We start from the raw sequence: 24,780 nt of genomic DNA on the forward strand, positions 1-24,780 counted from the left end.
TGCCGATATGTTCATACATCGACACTTGAATGGCATCGCATGTTACCGGCCGCAAATCTCCTCGCTACAAAAAAGCGTCCCAACAATCGACTGTTGGGACGCTTGGAAAACCACCACAAAGGCGCTCTGCCCTCTTTGTGGCTGCCCCCCGGCGCTACAGCAGATGTTCCTCGATAAAGATCGCGATGCCGTCCTCGTCGTTGCTCACGGTTACAAAGTCCGCGGCGGTACGGGTGGCGTCGCTGCCGTTTGCCATAGCCACGCCCACGCCGGCGTCGGCCACCATGCAGGTGTCGTTGTCCGCATCGCCAAACACGCAGATGTCCTGGAGCTCCATATCGTTGAGCTCCGCCACGCGCCCAAGGCCGCGCGTCTTGGACACGCGCGGATCCATGAACTCGTAGAGCCGCTGCGTGGTCTGCAGGGCCGCCGCCTTAACAGTGTTATCTGCAAACGTCGACGCCCGTTCAATCACCCGCGGCATCACCTCGGGCGCCATGGTAAACATCACCTTGGGCTGCGGCTCGCGCAAGAACTCGGCAAAATCGACCACCTGGTAGGGCACGCCGTCGACGCGCGACAGGTGCTCGACGCACGCGTTGCTCTCGGGCACGTAGAACACGCCGTCTCGGGGGCAGACGGGCGTTGCCGGAAGGTCCGCCATGTGCTTGCAGATGCGCGCGATGGTCTCGCCCGGCAGCGAATAGCTCAGCTCGTTGATGTCGTGCGCGTGGTCGATGACCTCGGCGCCGCCGCAGCCCACGAGCACGTCCACCAGGCCTTCGATGCCCCAGAGCTCGTACATGGCCTCGGTCGCGTGGGCGTCACGCCCGGTGCACAGGCCAAACAGCACGCCGCGCTCGCGCAGGGCGCGGATCGCCACCACGGTGCGCGGGGACACCGTGTGCTGGCTCGTGAGCAGCGTACCGTCGATATCGCAGAACACGGCTTTGATGTGGCTGAAGGTGGCGTCCATGGGGGGCCTTTCTGGGTTGTGCGGCGGTGTGGGGGGTATTCGCAAACGGCGTACATGGTATACCAAGGCGCGGGCCGTTGGGGCCCGATCGCCACAAAGGTGCCTGCCCCCCTTGTGGTGGCCTGGCCCGGGGCGCAAACCATCACAACATTCGACGTTATTCGGCAAAATCGCGATTTTCATCGAATGTTGTGATGGTTTTTACTGCTTTGCGGCACGATCCAGATGCCGACGTCCAAACAGCAGCAACGCCACAGGAACTGCCGTCACGACCATACCCGCACCAACGAGCGTCTGCTGCACGCCAAACGTCGCCGCCAGCCAGGGGGCAATCGCCAGAGGGGCCACACCAGCGAACATATTGCCAAAGCCCATGACCGAGTTCACACGGCCGAGTTGCTCGAGCGGAGCCGTCGTCTGCACAATGGTGTTGTGGAGCGGGTTGACGACACCCCAAGCTATACCCAGGGCGATCTGGCCGACGAGGGCCACGCCCACGTACGGTGTCCCCACATAGAGCAGACTTCCCAGGCCCACGGACATAAGCGCCACGAGCAGCGTTTTAAGGTTGACCAGGTGCGGCGGCAAGCGGAGCGCGAGCACGGCACCCAGCACCGCGCCGACACCGCAGGCAGACGAGAGCCAGCCCATCCACTCAACGCCAACGTGCAGAACATCGCGATAGAAAAACGACTCGAGCGGATCGAAGGCACCGTAGCCAAAGTTCGAGAGGAAGATGATGCAAAACAGCAGGGCGAGAACGCTGTTGGTGAAGACTGTCTTGATGCTGGCTGCGAAGGTGGCGCGGGAGGATGCGCTGGGGTTGGAGCTTTGTCCCGCACGCTCCCCTTCCTCTGCCGAATCGGCATCCGCATGCCCGGCGACATGGCTGGTCTGCGGCCTAAAGCCCCAACCGGCGACGAGCGCCAGCACGGTAAAGAGCATCATGAGCACGAACACCGCGCGCGACGGCGCAGCCGCCGCGACAAAGCCGCCCAGCGTGGGTCCGACGATAATGCTCACATTTGAGAACATGGCGATGGCGGAATTGATGTCTTTGAGTTCGGCGGGGTCGTCGGTGAGGTAGGCCGGATAAGATGTGGCGATGGGTTGGGCAAATCCCATCGTAAAGCCTAAGAGCACCGCGCCGAGCAGGACAATGCCGGTCGCACCACCAAAGGCAATGATTGCCGTGCCGGTTGCAAGCGCGCCGACGATGCTCAGCAAGAAATGGCGTCGCGGGCCCCAGGCATCGAGCGCCGCTCCACCCGCAAAGGATCCCAGGATCACAAATACATTCATAAACAGGACGGCCAGCGATGTCGCCACGACTGAGGCATCGTCTGCATAGGTGAGCGTTCCGATGACGCCGATAAAATAACTGGTCTGAAAGCCAGTGTAGATGAGAAAGCGCATTGCCACCAGGCGTTTAGCCTGCGCGGACAGCGACGAGTGGAATTTTGGGAATACAGATGCGGGCATGGGGGCTCCTTGTTGCATACAAATAGCGGGCAGCGGTCATTCATCCGCCGTCCATTAACTCAATCTATCCGTATGCCTAACTAAGGTCGCATCGAGCCCTTTCCTTACGTCTTTCCGCCCAACATGAACTACTTGGTAGATTTTAAGGCATGTCCCTAAAGTCTACCGAGGTGGTCTTGGATCAGATCGCAGATGGCTCGGGCATCGTTGATGTTGATGGCTCGGGTCGCGAAGCCGGCATCGAAGGCCTGACGTGCAAGGGCCTCATTGCAGGCAAGGGCCAGCGTGTGGCCATCGACCAGGTCGAGTGAGCTCTTGCCGCGCAAACGGTCGACACCGGAGCGCGCGACCACGATGTTGTCGAAGCCCTCGGTCTTGTAGCCCTCAATGATCACCACGTCGACATCGTTGTAGCGCGACAGCAGCTCGCGCGCGGGCATCTCGTCCTCCTCGCGCGTGTCGGCGTACTCCGCCCAGCGCGTGGCACAGATGAGGCCCACGTGCTTGGATCCGGCCTGGTGATGGCGCCACGTATCCTTAGCGGGCACGTCGATATCAAAGCCGTGATGCCCGTGATGCTTGAGCGAGCCCACGCGCAGGCCGCGGCGGGTGAGCTCGGCAATAACCTTCTCGACGAGTGTGGTCTTGCCCGAGTTTTGGTAGCCGATAAACGCGATCGCGGGAACGGCCGGAGTGGGAGCTGCGGGCGCGACGGCGACAGGCGCGCTTGCGGGTGCGGCACCGTCAGCGGCCACGGCCTCAACAGCAGCGGCCTGACGCTCCGCACGATCCCACACACCCGAGCGGCCGCCCTCCTTGTGCAGCAGGCGCACGTCGACAATCTCCATGCCGCGATCGACGGCCTTGCACATGTCATAGATCGTAAGGCACGCGGCACTCGCGCCGGTCAGCGCCTCCATCTCGATACCCGTCTTGCCCGTCACGCCGGCCGTAACCAGTACGTGAAAGCCAACCTGTCCGTCCGCGCGCGCCGGCGCCCAGCCCTCGGGCACGTCATCGGCCGGCATCCCCGCCGGAGCGATGGGCGCAATGTCGCACTTGCTCTTAGTAATGAGCAACGGATGGCACATGGGGATGATGTCACTCGTGCGCTTGATGGCCATAATGCCCGCCACGCGCGCGCAGGCAAGCACGTCGCCCTTCTTGGCGCGGTCCTGCAGCACCATGGCCTGCGTCTCGGGATGCATGAGGATGGTGCCCTCGGCGATAGCAATGCGATGGGTCTCGGCCTTGTCGGACACGTCGACCATGCGTACCTCGCCCTTGGCGTCCACGTGCGTCAGTTCGTCGCGACGAGCGCCACGGGCGGGCTCGGCGACAGCGCTGGCAGTCGGCTGCGCGGACGCGTCGGCGTTGCCGGCATTCGCTGCAGCCGTGACTTTGTGGGCAGACATCGCGGCCCTGCGAGCGGCCTTGGTGGCATCGGCGTACCTGCTCTTGGCCATATGATCATCCTCCGATTTGGGACATAAATCGTTGCGTGCCCTCAATTATCGCGTGTTCCTGCGGTTTGTGGGCCACGGCATCGCGCCAAATCGAAAGTACCTGCATATCATCACCACGGCGCAGCGCCTCACGCACCGAATACTCGGCATCGCTGAACAGGCACGGACGCACGTTGCCATCGGCCGTCAGGCGCAGACGGTTGCAATTCGCGCAAAAATGGTTGGACATGGCGCTGATGAAGCCGACCGTTCCCGCCGCACCCGGAAAGCGCCAGTAGCGCGCAGGGCCCGCGCCGGCAGGAGCGTCGTTGATGTCGAGCGGCTCGAGCTCGCCCAGTCCCGCCGCGGTGGCCCCGGCATTGATACGCTCCCGCAGCTCGTCACTCGGCACGGTGTCACTCGCGTCCCACAGCTCGGAATTGAGCGTGGGCGCGTGAGGGTCTACGGCACAATGCGAGCTCGTGTGCTCGTCACCGATGGGCATATATTCGATAAAGCGCAGGTGAATGGGACGGTCGACGGTCAGGCGCGCGAGGGCCGCCACATCCTGGTTGAGCCGGCGCACAACAACGCAGTTGACCTTAACGGGCTCAAAGCCCCAGGCAAGCGCCGCGTCGATGCCTGCCATGGTCTGCTCGAGCCGGCCCAGGCGCGTGATCTTTCCAAAGAGCGTAGGGTCGAGCGTGTCGAGCGAGATGTTGACGCGGTTAAGCCCGGCATCTTTGAGCTGCGGTGCCAGTTTGGGCAACAGGGCGCCGTTGGTGGTAAGCGAGATGTCCTCAATCTGCGGGATCGCGCGGATGTCACGAATGAGCGGAATGATACGACGGCTGACCAGCGGCTCGCCGCCCGTCAGGCGCACGCGGCGAATGCCCTCCCCCGCCACCAAGCGCACAAAGCGGGCGATTTCCTCGGCGCTGAGCAGCTCGTCGTGTGCGCGGGGTGCCACGCCATCGGCCGGCATGCAGTAAATGCAGCGAAAATTACACTTGTCGGTAACGGCAATGCGCAGGTAGTTGATATCGCGGCCAAAACCGTCATGTTGCACGTGCCCGTCCACGCAGCCCTCCCCTCACGCGGCGTTTTATTCTTCGGAAAACATAATACCCCACGAGAGAATCATGCCGACACCCGTACGACAGGACAGGTCGCTTTGAGCAAAACGGACTTTCCAAGCCCATCCTCAGCATACAAACCATCACAACATTCGATGCTTTTCCCGTTATTGGCAAAAGACGTCGAATGTTGTGATGGTTTGAGGCGAGGTGAGAGGCACGGAGGGACCAAAGCATCGTGCTCGAACGGGTTAATCCAACTCTTTTAAGCCATGCGCCAGCTGCCAGTACTCGCCGTGCTGGGCGAGCAGTTCTTCGTGCGCGCCGCGCTCGATGATGCGGCCGTGTTCGAGGACCATGATGGCATCGGCGTCGCGGACGGTGGACAGGCGGTGCGCGATCATAAACGTGGTGCGTCCGCGCATGATGCGGTCCATACCGCGCTCGATGAGCTTTTCGGTGCGCGTGTCGATGCTCGAAGTGGCCTCGTCCAGGATGAGCACCGGCGGGTCAGCGACGGCCACGCGCGCGATGGCGAGCAGCTGGCGCTGGCCCTGCGACAGGTTGGCGCCGTCGGCCGTGACCGGCGTGTCGTAGCCTCTAGGCAGGCGGCGAATAAACGAGTCGGCGCAGGCCGCCTCGGCAGCGGCGCGCACCTCCTCGTCGGTCGCGTCGAGCTTGCCAAAGCGGATGTTCTGCGCAATGGTGCCGCTAAACAGGTGCGTATCCTGCAGCACAATGCCGAGCGACCCGCGCAGGCTGGCCTTGGCAATGTGCTTGACGTCGATGCCGTCGTACGTGATCTCGCCGTCATCGACCTCGTAGAAGCGGTTGATGAGGTTGGTGATGGTCGTCTTTCCGGCGCCCGTCGAGCCCACAAACGCGATCTTTTGCCCCGGCTTGGCAAACAGGTTGAGGTCCGTGAGCACGCGGGTGCCCGGCACGTAGGAAAAGTCCACGGCATGGAAGCGCACGTCGCCGGCAAGCGGAACCAAGCCGCACGTGAGCTCGGTACCGTCGGCAGCCACCGCGCGGCCCGACTCATCAACGGCTGCCACGTCATGCAAGTGCCCGTACGCGCCCACGCCCTGGCCCTCGGGAATTTTCCACGCCCACGCGGCGTCGCCCGTCTGCACCAGCTCCACGTAGCCCTCGTCCACCTCGGGCTTAAGGTCCATGGCGGCAAACAGGCGCTCGGCACCGGCCAGCGCGTTGAGCAAAAAGTTGCCCAGCTGCGTAAACTGGTTGATGGGCATGGCCGCCTGGCGTACAAAGACCAGGTAACTTGCAAGCGCGCCCACGTCGGCGAGTCCCTTGATGCAGAGCATGCCGCCCGCCACGGCGACGATGGCATAGTTGACGTAGCCAATCACGACGGTCATGGGCACCATGGAGTTGGCATAGCTCACGGCGGCGGTGCCGGTACGGCGAAGCTCGTCGTTGCGGCAGGCGAAGCCGGCAACATTCGCTGCCTCGCGGTTAAAGACCTTGATGACCTTTTGGCCCGAGACCATCTCTTCGATATATCCGTCCAAATCGCCCAGCGATGCCTGCTGGGCGGCAAAGAAGCGCTTAGAGCGCGCGCCCGAGTAGCGCGCATACAGCACAATGGCCGCATCGCACACGAGCGTGATAATCGTGAGCTGCCAGTTAAGGATGATGAGCATGGCCGTGGTGCCCACAACCTGAATGGCGGCCTGAATCACGTTGGCAAAGCTGTTGTTGAGCGCCTCGGAGACAGTGTCGACATCGTTGGTGAAAAAGCTCATGATGTCACCCGAGCGCGTGCTGTCGAAGTAGCTCAGCGGCAGCATCTGGATGTGCGCAAACAGGTCGCGGCGGATATCGGAGACCACGCGCTGGGCCGCGCGCACCATAATCTGTGAGTAGCCCAGAGCCGAGAGCACGCCCGCGGCGTAGATGATCGCCGTCAGGATGACCTGCTTGGCGAGCAGCTCCTCCCCGCCCGTGGCCAAACCGTTAACGATAGGGCGCACCATGTAGGTGCCGGCGAGGCTCGCGATGGCGGCGACGGAGGCGAGCACGCCCACCGCGAGCAACGAGAACTTGGCATGCCCCATGTAGGAGAGCAGGCGGCGCACCGAGCGCTTGAGGTCGGCAGGGCGTGCTTGGGCTGCGGTCTTAGGCATGGCGCTCACCCCCTTCCAAGGGCGATCCGCTGGGAACGCAGGAAAACGGATCATTCGCGCAGCCATCGTCGCAGCCGTCGCCGGTGTCCGCGTTCCCCGCGAACTCCATCTGCGAGGCGTAAATCTCCTGGTATATGTTGTCGCCCACCAGCAGTTCCTCGTGCGTGCCCGCGCCGTGGACACAACCGTCGTCCAACACCACAATGCGATCGGCATCCATGACGCTCGCAATGCGCTGTGCGATGATGAGCACGGTCGTATTGGGAATCTGAGCGATGTGCTCGCGAATCTTAGCGTCGGTCGCCATGTCGACCGCGCTGGTGGAGTCATCAAAAATGAGCACGCGCGGATGCTTGAGCAGCGTGCGCGCAATGCACAGGCGCTGCTTCTGGCCACCCGAAACACCGGCGCCGCCTTGACCCAACTCGCCTTCCAGCCCGCCGATGCGATCAAGGAACTCGTCCACGCACGCCGCGCGGCAAGCCGCGAGGAGCTCATCGTCCGACGCCTGCGGATTGCCCCACTGCAAGTTCTCGCGCACGGTGCCCGTGAACAGCACATTCTTTTGCAGCACAATGCCCACCGCGTCGCGCAAGGTCGCGAGGTCGTAGTCGCGCACGTCGTGTCCGCCCACAAGTACGGCGCCCTCGGTGGCGTCGTACAGGCGCGCAATCAGCTGCACAAGCGAGCTCTTGCCCGAGCCCGTGCCGCCGAGGATGCCCACCGTCGAGCCGCTCTCGATGCGAAGGTCGATATGCTCGAGCACGTCCTCGGCTGCATCCGCGCGGTATTTAAAGGAAACGTCGCGAAACTCGATACTGCCGTCCACTGGCCCCGCAGTCGCAAGGTCCCCCGCAGGGTTGGCGATAAAGGGCTCCTCATCGAGCACCTCTGCGATACGGCCCACACTCGTGAGAGCGCGGGTGAGCAGCAAAAACACGTTGGAAATCATCATGAGCGAGTTCATGATCAGCAGCACATAGCTCATAAAGCCCGTGAGCGAGCCCACACCGAGCTCGCCGGCAAGAATCATGCGCCCGCCGATCCACAGAATGGAAAGCGCCGCCACGTACATCGACAGCTGAAACACTGGCAGGTTGAGCACGGCGTTGCCAAAGGTCTTCGTCGCCGTGCGCGCGAGCTCGGTATTGACGGCATCGAACTTGGCCTCCTCGTGCTCGGCGCGCACGTACGCCTTGACGGCGCGCACGGCGGTGAGGTCCTCCTGCACCACACCGTTGAGATGGTCCATCGAGGTCTGCAGCTGGCGGTAGAGCGGACTGACGCGATAGGTGATAACGCCCAGCACGATCGCCAGCACCGGCAGGATGATCGCGAAAACGGTGGCGAGCGGACGCGACAGCACCAGCGCATAGACCAAGCCGACGATGAGCGTCACGGGACCGCGCACCATGGGGCGAAAGCCGTTACCTACGGCGTTTTGAATCACGGTGATGTCGGTGGTCATGCGAGTGACCAGCGAGCTGGCGTCGTAGTTGTCCAGATTGCCAAAAGCGAGCGTCTGGATCTTACGATACTCGGCCTCGCGCAGGTTAGCGCCCAGCCCCGAGGCAACGCGGGCGGACGTGCGCGCATAGCCCAAGCCAAGCACCAGCGAACATGCGGCACACAACAGCATATACGTGCCCTGCAACAGCATGTAGTTGATGTCGCCCGCGGGCACGCCCACATCGATGATATTTGCCATGATGACCGGGATAAACAGCTCGAGCGCCGTCTCGGCAGTCACAAAGAGCACGCCGAGCATGGCATCGCGGCGGTATGCCCCCAGATAGGAAAACAAAATCTTGAGATTGCGCACGCAGGTTCATCCCCCATCAAACGTTGTTCGCAAACCCACGTATTATGGCGCGCCGTGCGGCGGTGTCAAGTGTTCCGAAATCGATTTCTGCAAGGCTAGTGCAGGCGCCATGCTCACAGGGCGCACGTCCGTATTCAATTAGAAATGAACGCGAGCGTGACTTTTTCGCCCCACTGCCGACACAAACCTTGACTCTACAATCGTTGTAGGGTTTTCACTACACTGGTACGTAAACGACCCAAGCCAGAAAGTGCCCCGCCCATGGAACACGACCTCACACGCGGCAATGTCCTCAAGACCATCGCGGTCTTTGCCCTGCCCTATATGCTCTCCTACTTTTTGCAGATGCTCTACGGCATGGCCGATCTGTACATGATGGGGCAGTTTAGCGGCGCTGCCGGCATCACCGCTGTGGGCAACGGCGCGCAGACGCTCTATATCATTACCGTGACGCTCGTGGGTCTGGCCATGGGAACGACGGTCATCGTCGGCCACGCCGTGGGCTCGCGCCGCTTCGATCGTGCCGAGACCGCCATCGGCAATACCATCACGCTGTTTATGGGTGTCTCGGTGGTACTGGCCGCTGCCTTGCTCGCACTGTGCCCGCAGATCGTGGCGCTCATTGGCACGCCGGCCGAGGCGGTCGAAGGCACCGCCGCCTACCTGCGCATTTGCTTTATCGGCATTCCCTTTATCGCCGCGTACAACATCCTCTCGGCCATCTTTCGCGGGCTGGGCGATTCGCGCTCGCCCATGTACGTGATCGGCGTGGCGTGCATCATCAACATCGCGCTCGACTTTCTGTTTATCGGCCACATGGGGCTCGGCCCCGTGGGCGCGGCGCTCGGCACGGTGACCGCGCAGACAGCCAGCGTTGCCCTCGCGCTCGTGTGGCTCAAGAGCCGTCGCACAAACATCCATGTTAAGCGCAGCGACCTGCGCCCCCAGCCCGAGGTGCTCGGCAGCATTCTTAAGATCGGCGTACCCGTGGCCGTGCAGGACGGCTGCATCCAGGTGGCGTTTATGTTTATCACCGTCATCGCCAACCACCGCGGTCTGGTCGACGCCGCCGCCGTGGGCCTGGTCGAAAAGATGATCAGCTTTTTGTTCATTGTGCCGAGTTCCATGGGTGCCACCGTCAGCGCGCTCACGGCGCAAAACGCCGGCGAAGGCAAGGGCGACCGCGCGCGTCAGGTGCTCAAGGATGCCATGACCATCTCGGTAGTATACGGCTGCCTAATCACGGTGCTGATGTGGCTAGTGGCGCCGGCGTTTATTGGCTTTTTTGCCAAGGACGCCGCGGTGGTCGCAGCCGGTACCGGCTATATACACAGTTATATTTTCGACGCGATTTTTGCCGGCATCCACATTTGCTTTAGTGGCTTTTTCGCTGCGTATGGCAAGAGCTACATCGGCTTTGCGCACAACGTGCTGGCCGTGGCGCTCATTCGCGTGCCGGGCGCGTGGCTGCTGTCGAACGCCTATTCCGACACGCTGTTCCCCATGGGTATCGCCTCGCCGTGCGGCTCGATTCTGTCGGCGGTCATCTGCGTGATTGCATTTACCGTGCTCAACCGCCGCGGAACTTTTGACAAGCTGGTGGCGTAGCGAGGCGACGCAGGCCTAGCGCCTCTCCCCTGTTTTACCGAAAGGAGCGGTCCTGTGACCGACATGCCAAGCGAACACACCGAGGGCCTGCTCCGCATTGGCGAGGTGGCGCGCTTGCTCAATTTGAGCGTGGGCACACTGCGCCATTACGAACAGATGGGGCTATTGGAGCCGGCATATGTCGATCCGACGAGCGGGTACCGCTACTACGGATCCCGGCAGCTCTCCACCCTCAACACCATCGGCAACCTGCGCGTTCTCGACTTGCCGTTGGCGCAAATTCGCGAGTTTGTCACTACGCGCGATATGGATTTGATGCAACGGCAACTGACCAAGCAACAGGAGTTAATTGAGCACAGGCGGCGTGAGTTGGAGCGCATGTCGCGCAAGATTGACCAGCGGCTTGCCTTGCTTCATGGCGCTTTGAATGCTGATCTCGACACCATTAGCGAAATCGAGGAACCCGAACTTCGCTGCGCCACGCTGCACGAGCGCGTCAATCCCACCGACGCCTATTCGCTGGGATGGCATATCCGCCAGCTTCAGCAGGGGCAGCACGAAACCTTTGCCTATCTGGGCAATCTGGGTGTGGGTATCGCGCCCGAACGCCTGGCAGCCGGTGACTTTAATGGCTACGACGAGGTCTTTCTGCTGCTCGATGACACCGATGATTACTTGGGCGATGTTGAGACGCGACCTGCCGCGCGCTGCCTGACCATAAGCTTCCGCGGCACGCACGGGCAAGCAGCCCCACGCTACGAGCAGCTGCTCAGCTATATGCGCGAGCACGGCCTGGCACCCGCCGGTCCCTCACGCGAGATCGCCCTCATCGACGACATCATCAGCGATGACCCAGCGACCTACGTGACGCAGATCACGGTGCCGGTTGCCCCAGCAAAGTAAGAACCGCCCGGAAGGCATCATGCTTTCCGGGCGGTTCTTCAATTTGGCTATCGATGCGCTAAGCCTGGGGCACCTCGCCAGTAGCCAGGATCTGCTCGAGCGCGTCCTCGTCCAGCACGGGCACACCCAGCTGCTCGGCCTTGGTAAGCTTGGAGCCCGCTTTGGGGCCGGCGACCAGATAGCTCGTCTTCTTCGACACGCTGCCCGAAACCTTGGCGCCGAGCACCTTAAGTGCCGCGCCCGCCTCATCGCGCGTGCGGTTGACGAGCGTGCCCGTCAGCACGAAGGTCAGACCCGCGAGCGGTTGAGCGTCGGCGAGCTCGCCTGCCACGCCAGCGTCGGCTGCGGCTTGCGCGTGCGCAGCGCCCAAGTCAACCTCGAGCGACAGGCCTGCCTGGCGCAGACGCTCCAGCACGGCAAGGTTTTCGGGCACGGCCAGGAACTGCTTGACGCTCGCCGCAATCTTGGGACCGATGCCCTCGCACTCGGCAATATCCTCTTCGCTCGCCAAGATGAGCTTGTCAATCGACAGGAATCGCTCGGCGATGACCTCGCCCACGCTCTTGCCCACATGGCGGACGCCCAGGGCAAACAGCACACGCCCGAGTGGCTGGCTCTTGGACTTGTTGAGCTCGGCGATGATTTTCTCGGCCGTCTTGAGGCCTACCGGAACGGGGTCGCCCTTCTTGACGCCCTTTTTGCTGTTGGAGCTGGCGTACACGCGGCCCGTGTCCAGGCCTGCGATGTCGTCGACCGTGAGTTGGTAGAAGTCCGCGACATCGTGGATCAGGCCGGCAGCGATCATCTTGTCGACGATTTCGTCGCCCAGGCCGTCCACGTCCATGCAGCCGCGGCTCACCCAATGGAGCAGACGCTCCTTGAGCTGTGCGGGGCAGTCGATCGATACGCAGCGGTAGGCCACCTCGCCATCCTCGTGGACCACGGGGCTGCCGCACACGGGGCAGACCTCGGGCATCTGCCAGTCAACGCTGTCGGCCGGACGCTTGTCAAGCACCGGACCCACGACCTCAGGGATTACGTCGCCCGCCTTGTGCACGATGATGGTATCGCCCTCGCGCACGTTTTTGCGGCGGATCTCGTCGATGTTGTGCAGCGTGGCGCGCGCGATGGTGGAGCCGGCGACCGTCACCGGGTCGAACTCGGCGACCGGCGTGAGCACACCGGTGCGACCCACCTGGATGCGAATTTCGCGCAGGACGGTCTGCTTTTCCTCGGGTGGGAACTTAAAGGCAATGGCCCAGCGCGGTGCGCGGGCAGTAAAGCCCAGGTTGAGCTGCTGTTGGAAGCTGTCGACCTTTACGACCACGCCGTCGATGTCGTAATCCAGGTCGTCGCGGTGCTCGAGCGCCTGGGCACAGAACTCGTGGACCTCGGACGGCGTGGCGCAACGAGCCACGTTGGGGTTGACGCTAAAGCCAGCGCTACGCAGCCAGTCCAGGAACTCGCGCTGGCTGTGGACGTGCAGCGGGTCGGTATCGGCGATGGCGTAGATAAAGGTGGCCAGATCGCGGCGCGCCGTGACCTTGGGATCCTTTTGACGCAGGCTGCCGGCGGCGGCGTTGCGCGGGTTGGCGAAGGGGTCGCGGCCCTCGGCATCGGCCTCGTCGTTCAGACGCACAAAGCTGCCCTTGGGCATGTAGACCTCGCCGCGCACCTCAATGGTGCGCTCGCGGTCGGCACCCATGTGGGCGAGCGCAGGTTCGGACAGGTGCATGGGCACATCCTTGATGGTACGGACGTTGAGCGACACATCCTCGCCCGTGGTGCCGTCGCCGCGCGTGGCGGCGCGTACGAAGGTGCCGTTTTGGTAGGTAAGGGCCACGCCCAGGCCGTCGATCTTAAGCTCGCAGGTATAGGTGACGCTACCGGCACCGAGGGCATCCTCGGTGCGCTGGAGCCACGCATCAAGTTCGTCCAGATCCATGGCATCGTCCATGGAATACATGCGTGCCATGTGCGTGACCGGCGTAAACTGCTCGCTCACGTATCCGCCCACGCGCTGGGTATAGCTGTCGGGCGTCACCAGGTCGGGATAGGCCGCCTCGATCTCCTGCAGCTCAACGAGCATTTTGTCGAAGGCGGCGTCCGTGATCTCGGGCGCGTCAAGCATGTAGTAGCGATAGGCGTGGTAATCGAGCTCGTGGCGCAGCTCGGCCGCGCGCGCGGCGGCCTGGGCATGGGCGTCGGCCGGTGCAGCGGCATCCGCGCTCGCGGGCGTTTCGGTATCGATGTCCACGCCGTCACCAAACAGGCTCGATTGCTCCATAGCGGCACTCCTTCGCTCGATTTCAAACGGATACAAGAGTACCACCGGTCACCATGGCGCCGAATAACCCTTTCGAACCGCACCGAATCGGCAGCCGCCAGACTAGGGTGGATCGCGCGATTAAACCATGCCCTTGCCAGTTCTAAATGATCCGTTTTCCTCCGTCCCCAACGGATCATCGCGAAAAGAGGGGCTGTCCCGCGCTGGCGGAACAGCCCCTCTGGCTTCGATATGTGCGATACAGCTCGTTAGAAACCCTGGCCGTTGCCCTGACCCTGGCCCTGCTGGCCAAGCAGCTCCTCCAGATACTGGCGCAGCTGCTCGTCGGTAATACCGCCGTTGCCGGTATCGGTCGCGCTGTCGTTCTGCTGCTGGTTCTGCAGCTCCTCGTCGGAGCCCAGCTCAACCGTGACCTTCTTCTCTTCCTTGCCGCGCATGAGCGTGATCTCGACCTTCTCGCCCACCTCGTGGCTGCGCAGCGCGATGATCAGGCCGTCGGCGCTCGAAATCTCATCGTCGCCCAGCTTGGTGATGACGTCGCCCTCCTGAATGCCGGCCTTGGCGGCAGGACCATCCTCAACGACGCTCGCCACATACGCGCCGCTATCGGTGCTCAACTTGTTGGTGCGGGCGTTAAGCGCATTGACGCTCGAAAGCGTAGCGCCCATGTACGGATGCACCGGCGTCTTACCGTCGATGATCTGGTCGGCAATGTTCTTGGCGTAGTTAACCGGAATGGCAAAACCCACGCCCGAGCTGGAGCCCGAGTAGCTCTCGATAAGCGAGTTGATACCCACAAGCTCGCCATTGTCGTTGACGAGCGCGCCGCCGGAGTTGCCCGGATTGATGGCGGCATCGGTCTGGATCATGTTGGCATAGATGGTGTTGCCGCTGGTAGAGCTCATGGCCGTGGAGCGATACAGCGCCGAGACGATACCGGTGGAGACAGACTGTTCGTTGCCGAAGGGCGAGCCGATCGCCATGACCCACTCGCCCACGTTGAGCTTGGAGGAATCACCGATCTCAATCGGCGTGAGCTTGGAGGCGTCGGCGTCCTTGAGCTTGATGACGGCCAGGTCGCTCGAAGCGTCGTTGCCCACGAACTCGGCCTCGTAGGTGGTGCCGTCGTCCATGGTCACCACGTACTGGTCATAGCCATCGACCACGTGGTTGTTGGTGAGGATATGGCCCTCGGTATCGAGCACCACGCCCGAACCGACGCTGCCCGAGTTGTCCGACTCGTCGGCAGACTGCGAAAGCGAGCCATTCTGGCCACCGCTCGAAGTGGCGGTGATGGAAACCACGGAGGGCAGGGCCTTGGCAGAAACGGCCTCGGCCAGCGTGGTGTCCTCGGAGTCGATCGTGATCTTTTGCGTCGACGAACCCGAAGCGCCCGCCGTCACGGCATTCTTGCCGCCACCGATATCGAGCGTGCCACTCATAATGAGCGCGATGACCAGCAGGGCGCCGCAGGCGCAGCCGGCAAGCGCTGTAATAAAGATCGGTAGCTTTTTGGTCTTGGTCTTGACCACCGTGTGCTTGTTCACGACCTGTTGGCCGCCCAGCGGCTTGCCAGTCTGCGTGTCGTAGGCCTGCACGTAGGGAATGTTGCCGTCGGCAGGCGTCGACTCCACCTGCACGCGCGGTTGCTGCTGAGTCTCGCCGGCGTTGCCCGCGTCCTGGGGACGCTGGGAATCGTTCTCGCTCATAGCTGCGATCCTTTCGTCAAATAACCAAAGGCCCGCCAAACACGTGGCGGGCCATCATTGTTCACGTTGAGTTGTACCCCAATATGCGGGCGTACGTGTACGAGAACGCAATCTTTTAGGAAGGCTTAAGTTCTGCTGCAAACTCGAAAGGAACCCGCACCTGCGTCAAAACCACCACAAAGGTGCCTGTCCCCTTTGTGGTGGAAATCTAGTCCTTAAACAGATAGCCCACGCCGCGGACGGTGGTGATGTGTGCCGCGATCTGCGGGCCCACCTTGGAGCGGATGCGTCGAATGTGCACGTCGACGGTACGCGTGCCGCCGCAGTACTCAAAGCCCCACACGCGGTGCAGCAGCACCTCGCGGCTGTAGGCGCGGTTGGGGTGCGTCGCCAAAAAGCTCAGCAGCGAGTACTCCATCAGCGTCAGGTCGATGGGCTCGTTATCGAGCGTCACCTGGTAGGTAGCCAGGTTGATCTCGAGGTTATCGATGTTGAGCACATCGTCGGCGGTGACGGTCTCCTCCTCGCCCATCAGGCGCTGCGCGCGAGCCTTAAGCTCGTTGGGCGTCGCCGTGGGGCATACAAAGTCGGCATGCGCGTGATTCGGCAGGCGCAGGGTGCCGAGCGCCTCGTCGTCAACGATCACCAGCATGGGGACACCGCCGCGATCGTCAAGCCACTTGGCAATCTGATCGATGCGGTCGCTGCGGATGCCATCGGAATCGAGGATCAGCAGGTCAAAGTCATGCGCCGCAGTCGGCGAATCGGGAGTGGCCAAGCTCACCTCGACACCCAGGGTGGTCGTCAGGCTGCGGGCAAACTCGTGGAAGCGCGTCGTGCGCGCCATGAACAGGGCACTCTTTTCGGACATATCGGCCTCCAAAGAAATGAGCTCAATCGTACTGGAACAAACCAGCGCGATTAGGAGTTCGCCAGGTAGTGCTTGATCTCCCACTCGGTGATCGTAGACTCAAACTTATGCCACTCGTCGCGCTTCTTTTTGAGGAAGAAGCTGTGGATGTGCTCGCCGAGGGCATCCTTCATAAACTGCGAGTCCTCAAACACGTCGAGCGCCTCTTTGAGCGAGCGCGGCAGCGGCGCGTAGCCGGCCTCGACCATCTGACGGTCGGTAAGCTTGAGCGTCTCGGCCGTGGCCTCGGGCGGGAGTTCCAGCTTGCGCTCGATGCCGTCCAGACCAGCCGCCAGCGTGACGGCGTTGACCAGGTACGGGTTGGCCATGGGGTCGGGACTGCGCAGCTCGATGCGCGTGGACAGCGGCTTGCCGGGCTTGTAGACCGGAATGCGGACCATACTCGCGCGGTTGCGCAGGCCCCACGTGGCGTACTGCGGCACGGAGTCGCCACCCGTGGTGATGCGCTTGTACGAGTTGACCGTGGGGTTGGTGATGGCACTGATCTCGCGCGCGTGCGCCAAGATGCCGGCCATGTAGTGCTTGGCGATTTCGGAGAGGTGGTACTTCTCGTCGTCCTCGCCCCAAAAGACGTTGTTGCCGTCGTGGTCGAACAGCGACTGATGCAAAAACATGGCGCTGCCGTCCTCGCCCGCCAACGGCTTGGGCATAAAGGAGGCGTGGCAACCGCTCTCGTAGGCCTGCTGCTTAATGATGAGTTTGGCCGTGGTGATAGCGTCGGACATGCTCAGGGCCTCGGCGTGACGCAGGCTCATGCCATGCTGCGAGCGACCGGCGGCGTGGAAGGTGTACTCCACGGGCACGGACATCTTCTCGAGCGTGAGGACCGTGTTGCGACGCAGGTCGCGGGCAGCATCGCTCACCGAAAGATCGAAGTAGCCCACGTTGTCGAGCGGCTCGGGAGTGTGCTCGTCGGGGAAGTAGTAATACTCCAGCTCGGCACCCACGTTGAGCAGATAGCCAGCCTTCTCGGCCTTGCGGAACATGCGGCGCAGGGCATCGCGCGGGTCGCCGGCAAACGGCTTGCGATCGGGAGTGCACACATCGCAGAACACGCGGGCGACGCCGTTGTGGCTCGGGCGCCACGGCAGGATCTGGAAGGTCGAAGCATCGGGGAACGCCAGCATGTCGGCTTCCTCGGGCGTGGCAAAGCCCTCGATGGCGGAGCCGTCAAAGCCAATACCCTCCTCAAAAGCGACCTCGAGGTCCTCGGGGCTAATGGCAAAGTTCTTGAGGCGGCCGAGAATGTCGACAAACCACAGACGCACAAAGCGGATGTCACGCTGCTCTACGGAGCGGAGTACGTAATCGATGTTCTGCTGGTTCATGTCGCTCCCCTTTCTTTCGGGCGGGTTTCGACTGGTCTATATCGCAGATACTATCGCAGAAAAATGTTTCCGCAGGGTTAAAGCGTATCAAGCGCTCAAAAAACGTGCGCGAACAGGCCATCACGAACGAATGGTTAGCGTGAGGTCGAAGCGCGGTGTTCGATGTGGCCGGGGATCTCGATGCGCTTGGGGGCGAGCTTTGCGGCATCGCCCACCGTAGTGGTAACGATGTCGATGCGTTCGGACAGACGCTCGACTACGCGCTCGGCAATGGTAAGAGTGTCCTGCGCTGCCGTGGTCACACCGCCAAAGAGCACGTGGTTCCAGGGATAGTCGTCAAACGTTGCGATCTTGAGACCCGCCGGCAACGAAGGTCCCAACTGTGCCAGCGCCTCGGTCAGGCGCAGGAAGACCAGACCGTTGACGGCAATGAGGCCGAGCTTTTTACCCGCATAGCCGCGGATGGTCTCGTCCAGGCGACTGACACCCGTGGCGCCACCGTCGGCCAGGGTGACGACCTCGCCCGCAAGACCGCGGCGCGAAAGCTCGCCGGCAAAGGCCTCAGCGCGCTCGCGACGCACGGGGCTGTCATCGCTTGCCTCGGTGAGCAGGCACAGGCGCTCGCTGCCAGCAGAGGCCAAGGCGTCTACCAGGCCGGCGACCAGCTCACGGTTGTTGGAGGTCACCAGATCGACACCGCCGTCGGCAACATCGCGGTCGAGCAGCACGACGGGCAGGCGTCCCGCAGCCTCGGCGATCGCCTTGTCGTTGCCTCCGCAGGTATTGACGACCAGGCCGTCCACGCCGGCATCGATAAGTCTGGTGAGCGACTCTGCCTCCTTGGCGGGGTCGTTGCCGCTAATGGCCGTCATGAGCGAGCAGCCGCGCGCGGCGGCGCTGGCGGAAAGCCCTTCGAGCATGGCGCTGGAGAACGGGTTAGCAATGTCGGCCAAGATCACGCCGATGAGGTTGGTACGCGAGCTGCGCAGATTGCGCGCGGCGGCACGTGGACGATAGCCGGTGCGCTCGATAACTGCCGCGATGCGAGCACGGGTTTCCTCGGTCATCTGCCCGGGGCGGTTGTTGAGATAGCGCGAGACCGTGGCCGGGCTCACGCCCGCCTCGGCGGCAATGTCCTTGATTCTCATCTGCGCCATAGCGCACCCCGTTTCCCAATTGTCGGCAGTCTGAGCCATTTTAGGCATTTTTTTAAAAATCTCGCTTGCAAAACGCTGTAGGTGAGTATACTACAACTCGAAACGAAACCGATTTCGTAAACCGATTTCGGCAAGCGTTAGCACGGAGGTGCAAAGATGTACCCTACCGTCTTGGCACCTCCGTGCCAACGCCATATCAAAGGTGTACGCACGAGTAAGAAGGAGCTACGCGACCATGGGTAAAACGGTTCTTACCTTCGGCGAGATCATGATGAGGCTCTCGCCCAAAGATCATCTGCGCATTGAGCAGGCGACCGAGTTTGATGTCCGCTACGGCGGCGCCGAAGCCAACACCGCGCTTTCCCTGGCCTACCAGGGTGACAAGGCAGCTTACGTCTCCGTTGTCCCGGCCAACCGTCTGGGCGAGTGCGCCCTGCGTTCGCTGAAGGTCTACGACGTCGATACCTCACGCGTCGTGCGCCAGGGCGACCGTCTTGGCTCCTATGTGTTTGAGGTCGGCGCCTCGCAGCGCGGCAACGGCTGCGTCTACGACCGCAAGTACTCTGCCATCAACATGGCCAAGCGCGACGTCTTTGACTGGGACGAGATCCTCAAGGGTGTCGATGTCTTCTACTTCTCCGGCGTGACGCCCGCCGTCTCCGACGAGATGGCCGCCGCCTGCAAGGATGCCCTCACCGCCTGCCGCGCCAAAGGCATCACCACCGTGTGCGACGTGAACTATCGCGGCAAGATGTGGTCGCCCGAGAAGTCGCAGGCCACCATGAAGGAACTCCTGCCGCTCGTTGACATCTGCATTGCCAACGACGAGGACGCTCCTGCCGGCCTCGGTATGACCTGCGTCTCCGGCTCCCTTGCCCACGGCATCGAGGAGCGCGACACCTACGTCGAGATGGCCCGTCAGATCTGCGCCGAGTACGGTTGCAAGAAGGTCGCCTCGGTCGTCCGCAACATCTCCTGCGTCGAGCGCTCCATCTGGATGGGCATGCTCTATGACGCCGAGAGCGGCGAGCACTGGTTCTCCCCCGCCCACGACGTGCACGTGCTCGAGGGCGTTGCCGCCGGCGACGCTTTCAACGCCGGCCTCGTCCATGCCCTCATCAACGACTTTGCCCCGCAGGACGCCGTCAACTACGCGATTGCGGCCTCGATCCTCAAGCTCACCATCAAGGGCGATTCCAACCTGGTGACCGCAGACGAGATCGCAGCCGTGGCATCCGCCGCCGACGGTGGCACCCGCGTCGCGCGCTAAGCCGTCCCCATTCCGCGGGCCGCAGCTTTCCATACCCATACCCCTGCGACCCGCTCCCCGATTCCTCCGGTCGGGCAAAACCACTTAGTCCCATTCCGGTTTTGTCTGGCATTCCTTCACGACTGGCCTCGTAGCCGGTTCCGAAATTGCTTGTGACCCAAGCAGTGCCTCCGATAACCAATCCGGAACCGGCTCATGGCCAATCTTCTTTGGCAATCACGCGCCCGTGCGCGCCTCACATCGAAAGGAACACTATGTTCGATCAGTTCTACACCACGCTTGAATCCCTGGGCATCGTGCCGGTCGTCGTGCTCGATAAGGTCGAGGACGCCGCACCGCTCGCCCATGCCCTTATGGCAGCCGGCATGAAGTCCGCCGAGGTCACCTTCCGCACTGCCTGCGCCGCCGAGTGCATCGCCGCTATGGCCGAGGCCGAGCCCGAGATGTGCGTCGGCGCCGGCACTGTCCTGACCGTCGAGCAGGTTGAGCAGGCCCGCGCCGCCGGTGCCAAGTTCATCGTCTCGCCGGGTTACAACGAGGACGTTGTAAAGCACTGCATCGACATCGACCTGCCCGTCCTTCCCGGCACCGTGACCCCCTCCGAGGTTACCGCCGCCGAGAACCTGGGCCTCAAGGTCACCAAGTTCTTCCCCGCGGCTCAGTACGGCGGCCTCAACACCATCAAGGCCCTCGCTGCTCCGTTTGTCGGCCATCGCTTTATGCCCACCGGCGGCGTGAACACTGCCAACGTCGAGGAGTACCTGAGCTCCTCCGCCATCATCGCCTGCGGTGGCACCTGGATGGTCAAGCCCGCCCTGTTCGCCGACGGCGACTTCTCCAAGGTCGAGCAGATCGCCCGCGAGGCCATGGACGTCGTCAAGAAGGTCCGCGGCTAGGTTTAGCTCTCTATCGTGAAAGGGGGCGTGTCCTAGACCTCGCCCCCTTTCTTTTAAAGCGGCTCGGAAGCGCGCCGTTTCCGTCACGAACAAGAACCAAAACCGTCTTGTATGCTGATAGAACGTGACGGAAGCGACACGCCCCCGAGCCGCTTTGCTTTCCCGGTCAATCAACCGACTCAACATAATCCAGTCCACCAAAACAGCTGCGGCGTCGTCTGGGGGAATGGACCCTTGCTTCCGGTCTTTTCCTCCAAGCGGCGCCGCAGCCTTTTCATGCCCCGATTGCATCCCCGCACTTGCGGTGAAATACGGACTGCTTACGTCGTCAAAGCCGCAAAACAGTCCCTATTTCACCGCAACTAATTAGGGGGACGGATTAGATGGCCGAGTCTTTGGGCAGCTCAAAGTAGTCGGGATGTAAGGCGATAACCGGGCCCTGTTCCTCGGGCATTAGATGCAAATGCGTCTCTGCCAGATAGCTCGCCGTGTCGGTATCGCCCTTCTTAATGGCCTCGAGAATCCGGCGATGCTGCCCACGGATCGGCTCCCAATCCAAATCCTGCGACACCATACGCAGCCAGTTGTATCGCTCAAAATGCGTGTTGACGCTCTTCATCCAATCCCACAACATGTGGCGGCCGGCAATCTCAAAACATGTCTCGTGGAACAGGTTGTCCAGATCAAAAAAGCGACGCGTTTCGCTATGGTCGAGCGACTCGGACTCGGTAAGAATCTGCTCGAGCCGATGCTTTTGCTCGGGCGTGGCGGCAGAGCAGCATTTAATGAGCACGCTTCTCTCGAGTTTCTCGCGCAAGAAACAGGCGTTCTCGGCGCGCTCCATGCTGATTTTTGAGACATAGGTGCCGCTTTTGGGACGCGTTTCCACTAGCTCCTGCTCACGCAGACGCACAAAGGACTCGCGAATGGGCGTGCGCCCGATTCCCGTCTCCTTTTCCAGACCAATCGCCGATAAGCGCGTGCCGGGCTTGAGCTCGGCATAGATGATCTTGGAGCGCAATGCGTTGTATGCCTGATCTTGCAGGCTCTGATAATGCTGGTGCTGTTCCATAAAGCCCTCGAATGAAGCCCACGGTTTGTCGAATAACTCCACGTAATACTATCGCATCCCCCATCCCACGGCGATGTTTGAGGGGTAGGGCCGGGATTCGGCTTTTGACCGATAAGTTGTTGCAATTAGGTGAACGTTCACCTAATTTCTTCTATTTCGCTTTGCAAATGGATTCCCATACGTATACTAAATCTCAACGAAACCGATTTCGTCAAGCCTGGGCAATAGGATGCTAAGACGCACCCTACCATCTTGGCATCCTATTGCCCATGCCATGCCATTTGCTTTCTTCCCGTCTCGTTGAGCCCTTCAGTCCCATTCTGGCACAACGAGACATTCCTAGACGACTGACCATGGGGCCGGCTTTTCTGCCGTTGAGGCAGTGCCTCCGATAACCCTCTTTTTGCCGGCCCAGGTCAGACATTTCTCTTTAAATATCCTTCAATCGAAAGGATGCAGCAGCATGCGACCGCTCATCATCATGCATGGCGAGAAGATCGACTGGCGTCATACCGTCATAAGAATGCTGATGTATCAGGCGGGCGTTGCCGTGCTGGCACTCGGTATGAGCCTCCAGACGGCATCTGGCCTGGGCGTCGCCGCGCTCACGTGCTTTGCCACGACCCTATCCATGCTCACGGGCAAGACGCTCGGCTTTTGGATTACAACTACCTATGTCGCTTACATCGCGGCGCAGCTCGCCATCTTGCGACGCGAATTTCAACCGCGCATTTTGCTCGAGCTTTGCTTTTCAACGCTAATGGGCGGCTTCACCGATCTGTTCATGGCGTTCAACCCGCTGCATCCCACGGCGCTCCCCGCGCAGGTTGCGACCATGCTGCTCTCCCTCGCTATCACCGCATTTGGCGTCAGTCTCGTCGTCAACATGGGCGTTGTCCCCAACGCACCCGACGGCTTGGTGCAGGTCATTGCGGAAAAGCTCAAGCGCCGTTTTGGAGACGTAAAGGTCATGTTCGATTGCTCGCATGTCGCCGCCTCGCTCACGCTGTCGCTGGTATGCATGCACAACTTAGGCGGCTTTGGCGTAACCACCGCCATCTCGGCACTGTTCTTGGGCCACATCATCAACTTCGCCAACAAGCTGTTTGCCCAGCGATTCGTCCGCATGGCGTTTGGCGCCAAATAGCGAACAGCCGCGGAGCAAACGAGGCTCGAGTGCCCGGCATATCGATGTCGCAAATAACGACGCACGCGCTATACGGACGATGAGGAATAGCCCGTCGCAAACCCCGCAAGCGGAGCTATATGTTGCTATAACTTGACATTAATTGGTCCATTGCCAGCCGGCATGCAAAAGGCCCCAAGCCATTCGCGGCTTGGGGCCTGCCTGGTAACACAGGTCTTTCGGACTACGCTCGCTCGTATTTCGTGGCGCGGCCTGTCCCCTGTTTCATGATCGCGTTTCGGCTGAGCAGAGATTCGAGCGCGGACAGTGTTCGCGCACGGCTCAGCCCCGTCTGTTTCTCAATCTCACTTCGCGACATAATTCGTCCGCCCGACAAGGCCTTAAGAACCTGAGCCTCTTCTCCAGACCCTTCAAAGGCATCGGTAACGGGCAACGCGACAGCTACCACGCCGCCACGAATATCAAAGACCGGCTGATTAATCGAATCGCGATAGGCACGCCTAATGCGCGCAATTCCCGTTCCAAACTTCTCGATATAGTCCAACTTTAAGAAGACCTCGGCAACGATGGGATTTCTGAGCACGGATATCTGTCCATACAGGTATTGCTCCGTCGTCAAGCCAGCGGGCAACGACCCGGGTGAAGTCACAACGACGCGATCATCATACAGAGCAACCTGAACATTCGCTTGCACGTCCCACGTCCGATGCACTAGAGCGTTTGCAACTGCCTCGCGGAATGCCTCGAGGGGAATCCGGTCGGTCTGAACACGCTCGACACCTTCGATGCGCTCATAACGATAGTAGCGCGCGAACATGGCAACTGCCCTATCAACCTGCTCAATTGCAGACAGGCCCGTCGTCGTCTCACGATCTAAAAGCACGTCCTCGGTGTCGCCAAAACGAACGCAGTCGATGCCCGGAAATTCGTTGTTATCCGCCAATATCGCCGCGGCATTGGTATAGCCATCCTTGCCGAGCAGGCGAAGCGTTCGCATGATATCCGACGTGAGCTCAGAAATGCCTAGATGCTCGATGCACTTGTGTTCGAGCGTATGAAAACTCAGGTCCTGGCGAGCCGAGGTGAGCGCATCGAACGTCAGATTGCTGCCTTCGAGCGTCAGCCTGCCGTACTCAAAACGGTCGACCTCTACCGTCGCCGAATCATTTCGCCTGTAGGCCTTCCCCTTGCTTCGATAGGGCTTGCCCTGCCCCTCGTAAACCGTAAGCGTTACAGTTCCGCGGTTCTCGTCGAGCTCGAGCGTGTAACGAGGCGCAGGATCCAGACTGTCATTAATCATGTTCTCGATGCGCAGACACTCCGCAACCGGGTCAGAAAGACCGACTGCAACACCACCGTCGTCAACGCCAAACTCTATCTTGCCCGTCCCGTAGTTTGCATAGGCGCTCACCGTTTTAAGAAACGTCGGCGTTACGCTTTCCTTGTATTCGACGGTAGGACTCTCTCTGACAACCATACGTACGGTCCCTCTCCTTTTCATGCTCATCTGAACCGTATTAT

General features: G+C 61.4%; 18 protein-coding genes. 5 read left to right on the forward strand and 13 right to left on the reverse strand.

The genetic code is table 11. From position 1 onward, the window contains the following. Positions 1-154: 154 nt before the first annotated feature. The 6 genes from DWV32_RS05025 to DWV32_RS05050 form a co-directional block, all read right to left on the reverse strand. Positions 155-976, reverse strand: a complete 822-nt coding sequence (locus DWV32_RS05025) for a Cof-type HAD-IIB family hydrolase (RefSeq protein WP_117757432.1) — start codon at positions 974-976, stop codon at positions 155-157. A gap of 201 nt (positions 977-1,177) precedes the next feature. Then, complete coding sequence (locus tag DWV32_RS05030) at positions 1,178-2,458, reverse strand: MFS transporter (RefSeq protein ID WP_158566074.1); 1,281 nt, start codon at positions 2,456-2,458, stop codon at positions 1,178-1,180. Positions 2,459-2,613: 155 nt separating this feature from the next. Beyond that, positions 2,614-3,924, reverse strand: a complete 1,311-nt coding sequence (gene mobB / locus DWV32_RS10525) for a molybdopterin-guanine dinucleotide biosynthesis protein B (protein WP_117757434.1) — start codon at positions 3,922-3,924, stop codon at positions 2,614-2,616. Positions 3,925-3,928: 4 nt separating this feature from the next. Then, a complete protein-coding gene (moaA, locus tag DWV32_RS05040) occupies positions 3,929-4,984 on the reverse strand; it encodes a GTP 3',8-cyclase MoaA (protein WP_233540410.1) in 1,056 nt (351 codons plus the stop codon). A gap of 246 nt (positions 4,985-5,230) precedes the next feature. Further along, positions 5,231-7,129 (reverse strand): ABC transporter ATP-binding protein, encoded by a 1,899-nt coding sequence (locus DWV32_RS05045; RefSeq protein ID WP_117757435.1) that lies wholly within the window; start codon positions 7,127-7,129, stop codon positions 5,231-5,233. Then, on the reverse strand, positions 7,122-8,897 hold the full coding sequence (locus DWV32_RS05050) for an ABC transporter ATP-binding protein (protein ID WP_117757461.1): 1,776 nt from the start codon (positions 8,895-8,897) through the stop codon (positions 7,122-7,124). Before DWV32_RS05050 ends, DWV32_RS05045 begins: the two co-directional genes overlap by 8 nt. Positions 8,898-9,212: 315 nt before the next feature. Between DWV32_RS05050 and DWV32_RS05055 the strand changes: the two genes are divergently transcribed. Beyond that, positions 9,213-10,559 carry an MATE family efflux transporter gene (locus DWV32_RS05055; protein ID WP_117757436.1) on the forward strand — a complete coding sequence of 449 codons (1,347 nt, stop codon included), beginning with the start codon at positions 9,213-9,215 and terminating at the stop codon, positions 10,557-10,559. A gap of 63 nt (positions 10,560-10,622) precedes the next feature. Then, complete coding sequence (locus DWV32_RS05060) at positions 10,623-11,462, forward strand: MerR family transcriptional regulator (RefSeq protein WP_233540414.1); 840 nt, start codon at positions 10,623-10,625, stop codon at positions 11,460-11,462. A gap of 58 nt (positions 11,463-11,520) precedes the next feature. Here DWV32_RS05060 and ligA read toward each other — a convergent pair whose 3' ends face one another. The 5 genes from ligA to DWV32_RS05085 all read right to left on the reverse strand — a co-directional run bounded on the left by ligA (position 11,521) and on the right by DWV32_RS05085 (position 18,874). Then, positions 11,521-13,749 (reverse strand): NAD-dependent DNA ligase LigA, encoded by a 2,229-nt coding sequence (ligA, locus tag DWV32_RS05065; protein ID WP_117757438.1) that lies wholly within the window; start codon positions 13,747-13,749, stop codon positions 11,521-11,523. A gap of 248 nt (positions 13,750-13,997) precedes the next feature. Beyond that, the gene (locus tag DWV32_RS05070) at positions 13,998-15,458 is read right to left on the reverse strand and encodes a S1C family serine protease (RefSeq protein WP_117757439.1); all 1,461 of its coding nucleotides are present in this window, start codon (positions 15,456-15,458) and stop codon (positions 13,998-14,000) included. A 208-nt stretch (positions 15,459-15,666) separates the two neighbouring features. Next, the gene (locus DWV32_RS05075) at positions 15,667-16,329 is read right to left on the reverse strand and encodes a response regulator transcription factor (RefSeq protein ID WP_006234733.1); all 663 of its coding nucleotides are present in this window, start codon (positions 16,327-16,329) and stop codon (positions 15,667-15,669) included. Between the two features lie 50 nt (positions 16,330-16,379). Continuing rightward, positions 16,380-17,717, reverse strand: coding sequence for a glutamine synthetase family protein (locus tag DWV32_RS05080; protein ID WP_117648002.1), 1,338 nt, complete (start codon positions 17,715-17,717; stop codon positions 16,380-16,382). A 134-nt stretch (positions 17,718-17,851) separates the two neighbouring features. Next, a complete protein-coding gene (locus DWV32_RS05085) occupies positions 17,852-18,874 on the reverse strand; it encodes a LacI family DNA-binding transcriptional regulator (protein ID WP_158566076.1) in 1,023 nt (340 codons plus the stop codon). A gap of 235 nt (positions 18,875-19,109) precedes the next feature. Between DWV32_RS05085 and DWV32_RS05090 the strand changes: the two genes are divergently transcribed. Together DWV32_RS05090 and eda are read left to right on the forward strand one after the other, a co-directional pair. Further along, on the forward strand, positions 19,110-20,144 hold the full coding sequence (locus tag DWV32_RS05090) for a sugar kinase (protein WP_117757441.1): 1,035 nt from the start codon (positions 19,110-19,112) through the stop codon (positions 20,142-20,144). 254 nt (positions 20,145-20,398) lie between these two features. Continuing rightward, positions 20,399-21,040, forward strand: a complete 642-nt coding sequence (gene eda / locus DWV32_RS05095; RefSeq protein WP_117757442.1) for a bifunctional 4-hydroxy-2-oxoglutarate aldolase/2-dehydro-3-deoxy-phosphogluconate aldolase — start codon at positions 20,399-20,401, stop codon at positions 21,038-21,040. Positions 21,041-21,419: 379 nt separating this feature from the next. Here eda and DWV32_RS05100 read toward each other — a convergent pair whose 3' ends face one another. Beyond that, positions 21,420-22,112: a GntR family transcriptional regulator gene (locus tag DWV32_RS05100; protein ID WP_117757443.1), complete on the reverse strand. Its 693-nt coding sequence runs from the start codon at positions 22,110-22,112 to the stop codon at positions 21,420-21,422. A 463-nt stretch (positions 22,113-22,575) separates the two neighbouring features. On the opposite strand from DWV32_RS05100, the gene DWV32_RS05105 reads away from it, so the two are divergent. Then, complete coding sequence (locus tag DWV32_RS05105; protein ID WP_117757444.1) at positions 22,576-23,259, forward strand: YitT family protein; 684 nt, start codon at positions 22,576-22,578, stop codon at positions 23,257-23,259. A 223-nt stretch (positions 23,260-23,482) separates the two neighbouring features. Here DWV32_RS05105 and DWV32_RS05110 read toward each other — a convergent pair whose 3' ends face one another. Then, a complete protein-coding gene (locus DWV32_RS05110) occupies positions 23,483-24,736 on the reverse strand; it encodes an ATP-binding protein (RefSeq protein ID WP_158566078.1) in 1,254 nt (417 codons plus the stop codon). Between the last annotated feature and the right edge of the window lie 44 nt (positions 24,737-24,780).

Origin of the sequence: Collinsella sp. AF04-24 (assembly GCF_003465685.1) — a bacterium.
GTDB classification, from domain to species: domain Bacteria; phylum Actinomycetota; class Coriobacteriia; order Coriobacteriales; family Coriobacteriaceae; genus Collinsella; species Collinsella aerofaciens_AP.